General features: G+C 59.9%; 11 protein-coding genes and 2 tRNA genes. 2 read left to right on the forward strand and 11 right to left on the reverse strand.

Annotated features, from left to right (window positions below):
* Positions 1–223: 223 nt before the first annotated feature.
* Positions 224–310 (forward strand) — tRNA-Leu (locus tag NA619_RS21925).
* A 106-nt stretch (positions 311–416) separates the two neighbouring features.
* Positions 417–503, forward strand: a tRNA-Leu gene (locus NA619_RS21930).
* A gap of 162 nt (positions 504–665) precedes the next feature.
* Here NA619_RS21930 and NA619_RS21935 read toward each other — a convergent pair.
* From NA619_RS21935 to NA619_RS21985, 11 genes are all read right to left on the reverse strand, one after another.
* The gene (locus tag NA619_RS21935; RefSeq protein WP_255963921.1) at positions 666–1,961 is read right to left on the reverse strand and encodes an adenylosuccinate synthase; all 1,296 of its coding nucleotides are present in this window, start codon (positions 1,959–1,961) and stop codon (positions 666–668) included.
* 76 nt (positions 1,962–2,037) lie between these two features.
* Positions 2,038–3,225 carry an ATP phosphoribosyltransferase regulatory subunit gene (locus NA619_RS21940; protein WP_255963922.1) on the reverse strand — a complete coding sequence of 396 codons (1,188 nt, stop codon included), beginning with the start codon at positions 3,223–3,225 and terminating at the stop codon, positions 2,038–2,040.
* Between the two features lie 277 nt (positions 3,226–3,502).
* On the reverse strand, positions 3,503–4,375 hold the full coding sequence (gene hflC / locus NA619_RS21945) for a protease modulator HflC (protein WP_255963923.1): 873 nt from the start codon (positions 4,373–4,375) through the stop codon (positions 3,503–3,505).
* Entirely contained in the window at positions 4,375–5,562 is a 1,188-nt protein-coding gene (hflK, locus tag NA619_RS21950) for an FtsH protease activity modulator HflK (RefSeq protein ID WP_255963924.1), read from the reverse strand. Before hflK ends, hflC begins: the two co-directional genes overlap by 1 nt.
* Positions 5,563–5,659: 97 nt before the next feature.
* Positions 5,660–6,961 carry a ribosome rescue GTPase HflX gene (gene hflX / locus NA619_RS21955; RefSeq protein WP_255963925.1) on the reverse strand — a complete coding sequence of 434 codons (1,302 nt, stop codon included), beginning with the start codon at positions 6,959–6,961 and terminating at the stop codon, positions 5,660–5,662.
* A gap of 12 nt (positions 6,962–6,973) precedes the next feature.
* Positions 6,974–7,228 carry an RNA chaperone Hfq gene (hfq, locus tag NA619_RS21960; RefSeq protein ID WP_255963926.1) on the reverse strand — a complete coding sequence of 85 codons (255 nt, stop codon included), beginning with the start codon at positions 7,226–7,228 and terminating at the stop codon, positions 6,974–6,976.
* Between the two features lie 90 nt (positions 7,229–7,318).
* Positions 7,319–8,290, reverse strand: a complete 972-nt coding sequence (gene miaA / locus NA619_RS21965) for a tRNA (adenosine(37)-N6)-dimethylallyltransferase MiaA (RefSeq protein WP_255963927.1) — start codon at positions 8,288–8,290, stop codon at positions 7,319–7,321.
* Between the two features lie 87 nt (positions 8,291–8,377).
* A complete protein-coding gene (mutL, locus tag NA619_RS21970; RefSeq protein WP_255963928.1) occupies positions 8,378–10,243 on the reverse strand; it encodes a DNA mismatch repair endonuclease MutL in 1,866 nt (621 codons plus the stop codon).
* Positions 10,240–11,655 (reverse strand): N-acetylmuramoyl-L-alanine amidase, encoded by a 1,416-nt coding sequence (locus NA619_RS21975; RefSeq protein ID WP_272891875.1) that lies wholly within the window; start codon positions 11,653–11,655, stop codon positions 10,240–10,242. Before NA619_RS21975 ends, mutL begins: the two co-directional genes overlap by 4 nt.
* 17 nt (positions 11,656–11,672) lie before the next feature.
* Positions 11,673–12,143: a tRNA (adenosine(37)-N6)-threonylcarbamoyltransferase complex ATPase subunit type 1 TsaE gene (tsaE, locus tag NA619_RS21980; RefSeq protein WP_255963929.1), complete on the reverse strand. Its 471-nt coding sequence runs from the start codon at positions 12,141–12,143 to the stop codon at positions 11,673–11,675.
* Entirely contained in the window at positions 12,131–13,630 is a 1,500-nt protein-coding gene (locus NA619_RS21985; protein ID WP_255963930.1) for an NAD(P)H-hydrate dehydratase, read from the reverse strand. Before NA619_RS21985 ends, tsaE begins: the two co-directional genes overlap by 13 nt.
* Positions 13,631–13,637 lie beyond the last annotated feature (7 nt).

The following is a 13,637-nucleotide window of genomic DNA, read 5'->3' on the forward strand; positions in this document are numbered from 1 at the left end:
GGGATTGCCAATCGGCCATTAAGAGATGTCACCTTTCATTCATTTATAGAGGCAGAACGCCCTATATCTATTGAAGCGCGAAACGCATGCGCACGGCAGCTTTCGCGCGAATTATTTTTCCTGACCGGGGCTTTACAAGGCATAACCCCGCCCGTATAGTTCGCGCCCACAATGTCTGGTAGACGTTGTAACACGGAAACGACGAAGTATCATCGTTTGCAGTGCCCAGGTGGCGGAATTGGTAGACGCACTAGGTTCAGGTCCTAGCGATGGCAACATCGTGGAAGTTCGAGTCTTCTCCTGGGCACCATTTAATACGATGAGATGCTAGCAGTTGCTCAAAGCGTCTCATATACACGGGGTTTGTCGGCCTCGACCAGCAATCGACAAAAGCCGGTGAGCAATCATCGCAATGTGCCCAGGTGGCGGAATTGGTAGACGCACTAGGTTCAGGTCCTAGCGATGGCAACATCGTGGAAGTTCGAGTCTTCTCCTGGGCACCACTCTTCAGAAAAAACCGAGCCAATGGCTCGGTTTTCTCGTTTCAGCCTGCGAACCTCGATTGCCCCTGAGCTTGGGCAATCAACAAGTCATCGGCTCGCACTATCTATAATTGCCAAATATGAAAAAACCGCCAAAAGGCGGTTTTTTCATTACACGGCGACTTAGGCGTATGGGTGACGCAGCACGATGGTTTCGTTGCGATCCGGTCCGGTGGAAATGATGTCTACCGGCGCCTCGACGAGCTCCTCGATACGCTTGATGTACGCACGAGCATTATCGGGCAGCTCTTCCAGCGACTTCACACCAACTGTGGACTCGCTCCAGCCAGGCAGGTCTTCGTAGACAGGCTGCAGCCCCTGATAGCTATCCGCATCGGTCGGCGCATCCACCAGCATTTCGCCATTGCGATCCTTGTACGCCACGCATATACGAATCGTTTCCAGACCGTCGAGTACGTCCAGCTTGGTCAGACAGATGCCAGACACACTGTTGATCTCGATGGCACGACGCAGGATGACCGCATCGAACCAACCGCAGCGGCGCGCACGCCCAGTGGTAGAGCCGAATTCGTGGCCGCGCTCAGCAAGCCGAGCACCCACGTCATCGAATAGCTCCGTCGGGAACGGCCCGGAACCGACCCGGGTGGTGTAAGCTTTTGTAATGCCCAGAATGTAATCCAGGTACAGCGGACCAAAACCCGAACCCGTTGCAGTGCCGCCAGCTGTAGTGCTGGAGCTGGTCACATAGGGGTAAGTACCGTGATCGATATCAAGCAGCGACCCTTGGGCGCCCTCGAACATGATGCGAGCGCCCTGCTTGCGCAGCTCATGCAGGCGCGCAGACACATCGGTCATCATAGGCTTGAGGATTTCTGCGTAGCCTAGCGCCTCGTCCAGCGTTTTCTGGAAATCAACCGGCTCGACCTTGTAGAAGTTCTGCAGGATGAAGTTGTGATATTCCAGCAGCTCACGCAGCTTGACCGCAAAGCGCTCCGGATTGAACAGATCACCAATCCGCAGACCACGACGAGCAACCTTGTCTTCATAAGCAGGGCCGATTCCGCGACCGGTCGTACCGATTTTGCCCTCGGAGCGAGAGGCCTCGCGCGCCTGATCCAGCGCCACGTGGTACGGCAGGATCAACGTACAGGCTGGACTGATGCGCAGCCGCTCGCGCACTGGTACGCCCTTTTCTTCCAGCTTGGCGATCTCGCGCATCAGCGCATCGGGCGCAACGACAACACCATTGCCGATCAGGCACTGCACGTTCTCACGCAAGATCCCCGAAGGAATCAGATGCAGAACGGTTTTTTCTCCATCGATGACCAGAGTGTGACCGGCGTTGTGGCCGCCCTGGAAACGAACCACGGCCGCTGCCTGGTCGGTCAGCAGATCGACAATCTTGCCCTTGCCCTCATCACCCCACTGGGTGCCCAGGACCACGACATTCTTACCCATAAACCTTGTCCTCTTGGCGAAGCATACCGGCCATGACCGGCGAAAAATCGGGAGAAATCAATTCTGGACGATCGGCTCAGCGAGCTAACGGCGCAACAACCCAGGAGCCGCCTTGAAACACTAGCTGCCGGTCACAGCAAGCGCTCAGGGCCGCATCTCGATTCTGCCCCTCCAGCGCCTGCACAACTCGCTCGCCCTGCACACGCAGGCGAACAATTTCCTGCCATAACGCCTGATCCGTTCCATGCGGCGCCCACACACCGACTACAGGCGCGACGAGCTCGGCATTGCCGAGACCGACCAGGGTTTTTAGATCCGTAGAAAACCCGGTAGCCGGACGTGCGCGACCAAAGTCAGCGCCGATGTCGTCATAGCGTCCGCCTTGGGCGATGGACTGACCAACCCCCGGAACGAACACGGCGAAGACGACACCCGTGTGATAGTGATAGCCGCGCAGTTCACCCAGGTCGAAATATAGCGGCAGATCGGGATAGCGAGCCGCCAGCTGATCAGCGATCTGCGCCAGGCCATCCAGCGATTCGATCACCCCATCAGGCGCCCCAGCAAGCTGCTCTCGCGCATCATCGAGCGCCTCGCGACCGCCACAGAGCCTTGCAAGCGCCCGCAGCATCTTAGCCAGAGACGGCTCGACATCTGCGGTCAGGTCCGCAATCTCATCCATGGCCTTGCGCTGCAACGCATCGAAAAGTTGCTGCTCGGCGTGTCCCGAGAGCCCTGCCGCACGAGCCAGGCCGCGGTAGATGCCCACATGCCCGAGATCCATGTGCACATCGGGCACCTCGGCAAGCGCGAGGGTCTCCAGCATCAGGCTTATGACTTCCAGATCACTGGAGGTACTGCTGTCACCATAGAGTTCGGCGCCCAACTGTATGGGACTTCTCGAAGTGGCGAGCGCATGCGGCTTGGCGTGCAGCACGCTGCCGGCATAACAGAGGCGACTGGGACCGTCGCGGCGCAATGTATGCGCGTCTACGCGCGCCACCTGCGGGGTAATATCCGCACGAAGCCCCATCTGCCGGCCGGACAACGGATCAACGACCTTGAAAGTCTTGAGATCAAGGTCCTGCCCGGCGCCCGTGAGCAGCGACTCCAGGAACTCCACATGAGGGGTGATCACCAGCTCGTAACCCCAGCATTGGAACAGGTCCAGCACTCGACGTCGTGCAGTCTCGATACGTGCCGCCTCGGGCGGCAGCACCTCTTCGATGCCATCTGGCAGGAGCCAGCGGTCTACCGTTGCCATTTCGCCATTCACCTCTCGATACGGCAAGCCTAGTCAAGCAGACGAACACCGGGGCTACAGCCTGAGCCGCCCATCGGTCGCGTGCGATTGTGTTTTAACAATGGCGATATCGCCACGCCCCGCTAGGAGCTTCAGCATGGCTGACCATGCCCGGATCGCCTGCTCCACTGGCTGCAGACGCAAAAAAGCCGGGTTTTCCCCGGCTCGCGGATCATAACAACGTTTCGACGGCGGGTCACCCGGTGGACGGAATTCGTCCAGCCGGATGCCCCTCGCATCATCGTGCGGTAGCGGACTCCAGATAGCGGAAGAAATCGCTGTTCGGGTCAAGCACCAAGACATCTTCCTTGTTCGCGAAGCTTTCACGGTAAGCCTGGAGGCTCCGATGGAAAGAGTAGAATTCGCGGTCCTGGCCATAGGCAGAGGCATAGATTGCCGCCGCCTGCGCATCACCATCACCACGCAACTCCTCCGCCTCTCGGAACGCCTCAGCCAACAACACGCGACGCTGACGATCAGCATCGGCGCGAATGCCTTCGGCCAATTCCTTACCTTTCGCGCGATGCTCACGTGCCTCGCGCTCACGCTCGGAACTCATCCGCTCGAACACGCTGCGATTCACCTCGCGGGGGAGATCGATACCCTTGACGCGAACGTCAACGACTTCGATACCCAGCTCTTGCTGCGCGGCACGATTGAGACTGTTGGTCACCAGACTCATCAACTCGTCACGCTGACCAGACACAGACTCATGCAAGGTGCGCTTACCGAACTGATCACGCAGTGCAGCCTCAAGACGACGCGCAAGACGCTCGTCGGCAATCTGCTTCATACCCGAAGTCGCCGTGTAGAAACGCTCTGCATCGTCCACACGCCACTTGGCATACGAATCGACCATCAAAGCCTTCTTCTCCAGCGTCAGAAAGCGAGACGTGGTGGTATCAAGAGTCATCAGACGCGCATCGAACTTGCGCACGCTGTTCACATACGGAATCTTCAGATGAAGACCCGGCTTCACGTCAGGCTCGACGATACGGCCGAAGCGCAGCAGCACTGCACGTTCCGTTTGCGAAACGATGTAGAAACTGTTCCACGCCACAATCGCCAGCACCACACCCACGATAAGGGCGGTCAGAGACTTGTTACCCATTAGCGGACCTCCCTTGTACGTACTTCACGCGGGTCGAGCTCCGGCGGCAGACGCGTCGTCTGAGTCGAAGCGCCCGAAGTCGATACTGCGGAAGAACCTTCGGACGAAGCTGAACGGCTGTTGATCATCTTGTCCAATGGAAGGTACAGCAGATTGTTCTGACCGCTCTCGCCTGTGACCAGAACCTTACTGGTACTGGTCATCACTTCCTGCATGGTCTCGAGATACAGACGCTCACGGGTTACATCGGGCGCCTTGCGGTACTCGGTAACCAGCTTGGAGAAGCGATCCGCTTCACCCTGAGCCCGGGAAATTACTGCATCACGATAACCGCTCGCTTCTTCAAGCATGCGCTGGGCTTGACCACGCGCCTCTGGAATCACGCCATTGGCATAGGACTCAGCCTGATTCTTCTCACGCTGTTCATCCTCGCGTGCACGGATCACGTCATCGAATGCTTCCTGCACCTCACGTGGCGCTGCAGCACTTTGCAGGTTGACCTGCGTGACGATGATGCCGGTTCCGTAGTTATCGAGGAAACGCTGCAAACGGTCCTTCACCTCGCCAGCCATGGCCTCACGACCTTCAGTCAGCACCTGATCCATTGCCGTCGAGCCCACCACATGGCGAACGGCGCTGTCAGTAGCATGCTGCAGAGATGATTCGGGATCTTCAACGTTAAGTACGAACGCCTGCAGATCGCTGATCTTGTACTGAACGGTAAGCGGAACCTCGATGATGTTCTCATCTTCCGTCAGCATCTGGCCCTGCTTGCTGTAGGAGCGCTCGCGGGTAACGTTTGCCTGAAACTTGCGATCGAAAGGCGGGAAATATATGTTCAGACCCGGCCCAACAGTCTCATGGTACTTACCAAAGCGCAGCACCACCGCCTGTTCTTGCTCGTCGACAATATAAATCGCGTTGAAGAGCCAGACGGCGAGCAGCACCACCAGCCCAATCCAGATAAGCCCGAAGCCACCACGACGGCCTGAACCACCGCTCGACGATCCGCCGCCACGTTTCTTGCCGCCGAACATGCCGTTAAGGCTGTCCTGCAATTTGCGGAAAGCTTCATCCAGGTCCGGCGGACCTTTCTGATCGCCACCGCCACCGCCGCGACGACCACCGCCACCGCTACCCCAGGGATCCTGGTTATTCGAGTTGCCACCCGGCTCATTCCAAGCCATAGCGCTCTCCATTCAGATAAAGCTAAAGGCGCGCCAACGGCGCGCCCGCCAATGCTACCGAAAGCCCGGAACGAACGGCTTAAAAGCCCTCCAAGCTTTATTGCAAAGTGTGTTGCTCGAAGAACTGCTCCACCTCGAGGCCAGCTCGACTGATCAACCGATGCAGCTCAACCCGCTGCAACCGCACATCGAGCAGGCTGCCACCTTCTTCGTCATGTTTTTCTGACTGAACCGCGCCGAGATCGAATAATTGTGCTCGCAAGCGGCCGAGCTGCTGAGGAAGCAGAAGCGTACCCACAAAAAGATCATTACCGAGCAATTCAGCGACGGCCTGTTTCAAGAGATCCAGACCAAGACCCAGCTGCGCAGAGACCCATACTCGCTGTGGCACACCATCGGCATTACGTTGGATCTGGGGTTCGATACCTTCCAGCAGATCGACCTTGTTATAGACCTCGAGAGTCGGCAGCTCATGAGCACCAATCTCGGTCAGCACAGCCAGCACCTGTTCGATCTGCTGGTCGCGCTCAGGCTCGTGAGCATCGATGACATGGAGCAGCAGGTCCGCATTACTCGACTCTTCGAGCGTCGCCCGGAAGGATTCGACCAATTTGTGAGGCAAATGCCGGATGAAGCCCACCGTATCGGCAAGCACGATCGGCCCCAGATCGCCGAGCTCAAGACGACGCAAGGTAGGATCGAGTGTCGCAAACAGTTGATTTGCCGCGTACACATCGGATTCAGTTAGGGCATTGAACAGCGTGGACTTGCCGGCGTTGGTATATCCAACCAGGGAAACGACCGGTATATCAGCACGTCGCCGCCCGCGCCGCGCTTGTTCGCGCTGACCACGCACCTTCTCGAGACGCTGCTTGATCTGCCGAATTCGTACGCGTAACAGCCGCCGGTCGGTCTCAAGCTGAGTCTCACCCGGCCCGCGCAAGCCAATACCCCCTTTCTGCCGCTCCAGATGCGTCCAGCCTCGCACCAGCCTCGTACTCATGTGCTCAAGCTGAGCCAGTTCGACCTGCAACTTCCCCTCATGCGTACGCGCACGTTGGGCGAAGATATCGAGAATCAGGCCGGTTCGATCCAGCACACGACACTCCAGAGCGCGCTCTAGGTTGCGCTCCTGGCTTGGCGTCAGAGTGTGATTGAAGATGACCAGCTCGACCTCGCCGTCCTTGACGAGGTCATGGAGTTCGTCGACCTTGCCGCTGCCGATCAGGAACTTGGCCGAGGGCTGATGCCGAGCGACATTGACGAAGCCAACAGCGTCGGCGCCAGCTGAACGCGCCAACTCACGAAACTCCTGGGGATCTTCACGCGCCGCGGGATCCTGGCCATCCAGGTGAACCAGGATAGCCCGCTCTCCACCACCGGGACGTTCGAAGAACAATGAAAGCCCCCTTTAGTCGTTACCCGCCTCGGACTGCTCCGCGTCGCCAGTAGCAGGCAGACGTACAGGACGGCCAGGAACGACGGTCGAGATGGCGTGCTTGTATACCATCTGGCTGACTGTGTTCTTCAGGAGAATGACGAATTGGTCGAATGACTCGATCTGGCCTTGAAGCTTGATACCGTTGACCAGATAAATGGAAACCGGAACGCGTTCCTTACGCAGGGTGTTCAGGTAAGGGTCTTGTAGCGAATGCCCTTTTGACATGTGCCGCACTCCTTAAAGGATCTTTTCATTAGTTATTTAGAATCAGACACAGCCAAATCAGTATTGAGGATAGCCGGTCAAACTACAGTGTCAGCTCAATATGGTGAGCCGCTCCAAGCATTTCAATGCTCGCGGCAGATTGTCGCAGGCTGAACTTTCCAGCCAGTGAACTCCCTCCCATCCCCTCAGCCAGGTCAGTTGACGCTTGGCCAGCTGCCGAGTCGCGATTACGCCACGCTGGACCATCTCCTCCCGAGAGCAGGCGCCCTCCAGGTAGTTCCAGACCTGACGATAGCCTACGGCACGCATGGAAGGCAGTTCGGGATGCAGATCACCGCGCTCGCGAAGCATTTCGACCTCTGCGACGAAGCCCTGTTCAACCATAGCCACGAAGCGTCGTTCGATACGCTGATGCAGGACCTGTCGCTGCGCGGGCGCAACGGACAACTGCGCGACAGTATAAGGCAAGACGCCGCTGTCTGGCGCGCCGTCTCCGGCTTTTTGCTCGCGCTGTCGTGCACGATGCTGAGTCATGGTCATTCCGCTGACTCGATAGACCTCCAGCGCCCTGATCAGCCGTTGTGGATCATTGGGATGGATCCGCGTCGCAGATTCCGGGTCCACTTCAACCAGGAGGCGATGCAAGGCCGCGAGCCCCTCGCGCTGCGCCAGCGCCTCCAGTTCGGCGCGGACAGCAGTATCCGCAGCGGGCATGTCGGCCAGCCCATCGAGCAGGGCCTTGAAGTAGAGCATGGTGCCGCCAACCAGTAGCGGAATGCGCCCCTTGCTGGTACTCGCCTCCATCGCCGCCAGCGCATCGGCGACGAAGTCGGCGGCCGAATAGCTCTGTGCGGGATCCCGGATATCGATCAACCGGTGAGGGAATTCATGAAGCAGCTCAGCTGAGGGCTTGGCTGTACCGATGTCCATGCCGCGATATACCAGTGCCGAGTCAACGCTGATCAGGTCGCAAGGCAACGACCGCGCGAGCTCAATCGCAAGATCGGTCTTGCCAGCGGCTGTGGGACCCATAAGAAAAATGGCGGGGGGAAGCTGACTCATCAGACGCTCGTACTACCGTGACCGATTGGTGGGAGAGCAAGCTGTAACTTGCAAACTGATCGCCTAGAGTGAAGTTCCGAAGGCCGCTCATCGACCCCGAAGGAACAGCTTATCGAGATCGCCCATACCAAGCTGCGTCCAAGTCGGACGCCCATGGTTGCACTGCCCGCTACGCTCGGTCTGCTCCATGTCGCGCAACAGGCCGTTCATTTCTGGCAGCGTAAGGCGCCGATTCGCACGGACTGCACCGTGACAAGCCATGGTGCCAAGCAACTCGTTGAGGTGCGCCTGGATACGATCACTGGTGCCGTATTCAAGCAGGTCGGCAAGTACATCCTGCACAAGCCGCGTAGCCTCGGCCTGTTTGAGCAACGAGGGTATCTGGCGGATCGCCAGGCTCTCTGGACCGAGGCGCTGGAGCTCGAAACCGAGCATCTGAAACCAGCGAGCGTGCTCTTCGGCGCAATCGGCCTCGCGCTGACTGACGGCGATGGACTCGGGCACCAGCAAAGGTTGGCCCCGCAGCCCTTCGCTAGCCATCGCTGTTTTCAAACGTTCGTACATGATCCGCTCGTGGGCGGCATGCATGTCCACCAACACCAGGCCCTGGGCATTTTCAGCAAGGATATAAACACCCTTGAGCTGGGCGAGCGCGTACCCGAGCGGAGGGACGTCGTCCTGGCTTTCTGGTAGCGCCGTAGCGCTGGCCTCAGCAAGCGGCGAAAAGAACTCACGATAGGCGCCCTGCACCTCCGAAACATTGCCTGTCGGCAACGACCGAGGCGCCTGATAGCCGGCGCCTACGCCGCGCCATGCCGGCTGGGACTGCGGTTGTTCCAGAACACTGGCAGCCAGACTCATCTCATTCTGTCCGGCGAACTCTCCGGCATCGCGACCGGTAACCTGCGCGACGCTGGCCGGCGCGGCCAGTTGATCCTCCGGACGCACATCACCGAGGGCGCGATGCAGGGTGCCGTAGAGAAAGTCATGCACCATGCGGTTATCACGGAAGCGCACTTCATGCTTGGTCGGATGGACATTGACGTCCACAACAGCCGGATCCACATCCAGAAACAGCACGAACGTCGGATGACGCCCGTTGAAGAGCACATCTCGGTAGGCCTGTCGCACCGCATGTGCGACCAGTTTGTCGCGCACCATGCGCCCGTTCACATAGAAATACTGCAAATCGGCCTGACTACGAGAAAATGTCGGCAGTCCGACCCAACCCCACAGATGCAAGCCGTTGCGTTCGATCTCGACCGGTAGCGCCTGTTCAAGGAACGCAGAGCCGCACACCGATGCCACGCGACGCCCGCGCGAGGCGGGATCATTGGCCGGATGCAGTGCGAGAATTACTTTGCCGTTGTGACGCAAATGAAACGCCACATCGAAACGCGCCAAAGCCAGGCGCTTGATCACTTCCTGCAGATGATCGAACTCGGTTTTTTCGGTACGCAGAAACTTACGTCGTGCCGGCGTGTTGAAAAAAAGATCCCTGACCTCGACCGAGGTACCTACCGGATGTGCGGCGGGCTGAACACGCGCCCCCATATCGCGACCTTCGGTCTCTACCTGCCAGGCCTCTGCTGCGTCGGCCGTGCGTGAGGTCAGGGTCAGTCGTGATACCGAACTGATGGAGGCCAAGGCCTCGCCGCGAAAACCAAGGCTCATCACGCGCTCGAGGTCTTCGAGGTCGCGGATCTTGCTGGTTGCGTGCCGGGCCAGGGCCAACGGAAGATCATCGGCGGGGATACCGCAGCCATCGTCGCGCACGCGCAGCAGCTTCACACCGCCCTGTTCGACATCCACTTCGATCCGGGTGGCTCCGGAGTCAAGGCTGTTTTCAAGCAGCTCCTTGATGACCGAGGCCGGGCGCTCGACCACTTCGCCGGCGGCAATCTGGTTCGCCAGCCGCGGACTTAGCAGCTGGATGCGCGCCGCCTCGCTCATGGCTGTGCGGCCAGCGTTGTGGCAGGAATATTGAGCGTCTGACCAGCCTTGATGACATCGTTCTTCAGGCTATTGGCGCTGCGCAGCGCAGGCAGGCTGATCTGATAGCGCTCGGCCAACAGCGCCAGGCTCTCACCCGAGCGAACCACATGCTCCCGCGGCGCGCTGGCGATCTTGCCCGAATCGCGCAGCCAGGCGACGTATGTGCCCGGCGGTGGGTTTTCATGGAAGAACTGGCGTACGCCGCTGTGAATGGAGCGTGCCAGCGACTGCTGATGCGAGGCCGTCTGCAGCTTGCGCGCTTCGGAAGGGTTGGAGATAAAGCCGGTCTCTACCAGGATCGAGGGAATATCCGGAGACTTCAGCACCATGAACCCAGCCTGCTCGACCCGCTTTTTATGCAACGGCGTGACGCGGCCCATGTTGCTCAAAACCTTCTGCCCAACGTTCAGACTGGAGGACAGAGACGCTGTCATCGACAGATCGAGCAGCACGCCCGCGAGCATCTGATCCTTGTCGCCAAGGCTTACATTGCCCGCCCCGCCGATCAGGTCGGAGCGGTTTTCGCTGTCCGCCAGCCATCTTGCCGTCTCCGACGTCGCACCGCGATCCGAAAGGGCAAACACCGAGGCACCGTAGGCCGCCGAACGAGGGGCTGCATCGGCATGGATGGACACGAAAAGATCCGCACCTTGCTTGCGAGCGATTTCGGTGCGCTTGCGTAACGGGATGAAGTAATCGCCGGTTCGCACCAGCTCCGCGCGAAAGCCCTTTTCAGCGTTGATCTGGCGCTGCAACTCCTTGGATATCTGCAACACCACGCTCTTTTCGTAAATCTTGCCCGGGCCGATCGCGCCCGGGTCTTCGCCGCCATGTCCGGCATCAATGGCAACCACGATGTCACGCTTGCTGCTGGGCATGGGCGGCAGCTTTAGCGAGGGAAGCGTTGGCGAGACTGGAGCTGTCGGCGTACTCGGCGTGACCGTTGCCGGAACATTGGCGGTACTGGATGCATCGGCGCCCGAGTCAAAAAGATCGACGACAAGGCGATGGCCGTACTGTTGGTTCGGCGTCAGCGTGAAGCTTTTGGGTGTTACCTGAGCGGACAGGTCGATGACCACACGCAGGGTGTCGGCGTCGTACTTCGCCGCCCGGACGCCGGAGATGGGCGTGTTTTTCAATGGCAGCTGATCGAGTGGCTTGGACAGGTTGCCGCCATCCACATCGATAACGATGCGGTCCGGCGCTGTAAGCGTGAATACCTTGTGTTGCACCGGGCCGGATAGGTCGAACACCAGGCGGGTATTATCGGGTGCCCGCCACAAACGCACACTTTGGACGTCGGAAGCAGCCAGGACCTGCAAGGCCGCGAGCATCAATGCCAAACCACTTACCAACGCGCGCATGCGCATACCCAACCCCATGATGTTCATTGATTTCCGATGGTCAGGATGGAACACCAGCCTTCACCGCGCTCGCCTCGTGGCGACAGGCAAAGCGAACGCCCGGCCCCCTGCGGCGCAATGGTAATGTCCAGGTCGGCCTTTGGCAAAATGCCTGCGCCCCGCTCGGGCCACTCTACCAGGCACAACGCCTCCCCATCGAAGTAGTCGCGAATGCCGAGAAACTCCAGCTCTTCCGGATCGACAAGCCGATAAAGATCGAAATGAAAGACCCGTGCGGCGGGCATTTCATAAGGTTCCACCAGCGTGAAGGTCGGGCTTTTGACCTTTCCCTGATGCCCCAGACCCCGTATCAGCCCCCGTGAAAGGGTAGTCTTGCCGGCGCCCAGATCGCCATGCAGGTAGATCACACCGCGCCCGCCCGTCGCCTGAGCGATGCGCGAACCCAGCGAGAGCATTTCTTCTTCGTCAGCAGCAAAGAGCGTCACGTCCGGCATGGCGAATGCTCCTCGAGCAACTGGCGGATGGTTGGAATCAGATCGGACGCTGCCAATCCGCGGCCCAGCTGACCCGCGCGCTCGCCGGCGACGGCATGCAGCCATACGGCAAGGCACGCGGCCTCGAACGGTGCCAGTCCTTGGGCTAACAGCGCACCTGCCGCACCAGCCAGCACATCACCTAGCCCGGCGCTTGCCATTGCCGGGTGACCACGATCACAAAGCGCCAGCCGTCCATCGCGATCGGCTATCAGGGTGCCCGCCCCCTTGAGCACCACAGTGCAGTGGTAACGAGCCGCAAGAGCACGAGCCGCCGCCGGGCGATCAGCCTGTACATCGGCGGTGGTGATCCCCAGCAACCGCGCAGCCTCACCCGGATGAGGCGTAATCAGGCATCCCTCCGGCAGCTCAACGGCACTCGTCGCCAGCAGATTGAGTGCATCGGCATCCCACACTTGAGGCATACGGCATTGCGCAGCCAAGGACAATAAACTGCGCCCCCACGGCGCTTGCCCCAGACCAGGCCCCACTACCAGCACGTCCGCGCGCTCAGTCAGCGACGTCAACGCATAGGTAGACTCGACGCCACTGCACATAATCTCCGGTCGCCGTACCAACGCCGCCGTCACGTGCTCCGGCCGGGTCGCCAGGGTCACCATGCCGGCGCCGCAGCGCAGCGAGGCCTCGGCACTGAGCAGCGCCGCGCCACCCGTACCGATATCGCCACCGACTACCAGGACCTGACCGAAGCTGCCTTTATGAGCTGTCGGCGAACGCGGCGACAGCGCGGGGATAGTCGTCTCACAAAGGCGCAACACACTGCTTTCGACCGGGCCCACAATGGCGGCATCGGCCTGCAGATCATCGAAAACCAGCTCACCTACTCGATCTGGCCCATCGCCGGTGAACAGCCCGACCTTCAATCCGATGAACGATACGGTGAGGTCTGCGTGAACGGCCTGCCCAAGCACGCGGCCAGTATCGGCGCACAGGCCGGACGGCAGATCGACCGCCAGAATCGGCAGCGCGCTGGCGTTCATCGACTGGATCACCTCGCCATAGGGTTCGCGGACGTCACCGGAAAGGCCAGTCCCCAGCAGCGCATCGACCAGCACACCCTGCAATACGGCGCTGCGGCTCCAGGGCATCATTTCGACGCCAGCTGCCTGCGCCTCGGCGAAAGCCCGCGCGGCATCACCCTGCAGCTGTTGCGGATCGCCAACCGTATATACCTGCACCTGCCGGCCGGCCCGCTGCGCCAGGGCGGCGATCAGATAGCCATCCCCTGCGTTGCCACCACGCCCCGTCAGCACCGTGACGCTCTCGGCATCCGGCCAGCGCCGACGCAACGCGCGCCACGCTGCATGCGCGGCCCGCTGCATCAGTTCAAAGCCAGGCGTGCCGGCGGCGATCAGCCGTGCGTCGAGTTCACGGACCTGCGCGGCCGAATACAAGGAGGTGGGCAAGGTATCGGTGGTCTGAGACATGAATCAC

The sequence above is a fragment of the Stutzerimonas stutzeri genome (assembly GCF_024448895.1).
GTDB lineage: Bacteria > Pseudomonadota > Gammaproteobacteria > Pseudomonadales > Pseudomonadaceae > Stutzerimonas > Stutzerimonas stutzeri_Q.

What these genes read in the sequence shown, in the direction of transcription:
- hflC (WP_255963923.1), bottom strand. Translation starts at nt 4,375, where the DNA reads ATGGGTAACAAGTCTCTGACCGCCCTTATCGTGGGTGTGGTGCTGGCG.
- NA619_RS21935 (WP_255963921.1), bottom strand. Translation starts at nt 1,961, where the DNA reads ATGGGTAAGAATGTCGTGGTCCTGGGCACCCAGTGGGGTGATGAGGGC.
- hflK (WP_255963924.1), bottom strand. Translation starts at nt 5,562, where the DNA reads ATGGCTTGGAATGAGCCGGGTGGCAACTCGAATAACCAGGATCCCTGG.
- NA619_RS21985 (WP_255963930.1), bottom strand. Translation starts at nt 13,630, where the DNA reads ATGTCTCAGACCACCGATACCTTGCCCACCTCCTTGTATTCGGCCGCG.
- hfq (WP_255963926.1), bottom strand. Translation starts at nt 7,228, where the DNA reads ATGTCAAAAGGGCATTCGCTACAAGACCCTTACCTGAACACCCTGCGT.
- NA619_RS21940 (WP_255963922.1), bottom strand. Translation starts at nt 3,225, where the DNA reads ATGGCAACGGTAGACCGCTGGCTCCTGCCAGATGGCATCGAAGAGGTG.
- miaA (WP_255963927.1), bottom strand. Translation starts at nt 8,290, where the DNA reads ATGAGTCAGCTTCCCCCCGCCATTTTTCTTATGGGTCCCACAGCCGCT.
- tsaE (WP_255963929.1), bottom strand. Translation starts at nt 12,143, where the DNA reads ATGCCGGACGTGACGCTCTTTGCTGCTGACGAAGAAGAAATGCTCTCG.
- mutL (WP_255963928.1), bottom strand. Translation starts at nt 10,243, where the DNA reads ATGAGCGAGGCGGCGCGCATCCAGCTGCTAAGTCCGCGGCTGGCGAAC.
- NA619_RS21975 (WP_272891875.1), bottom strand. Translation starts at nt 11,655, where the DNA reads ATGCGCATGCGCGCGTTGGTAAGTGGTTTGGCATTGATGCTCGCGGCC.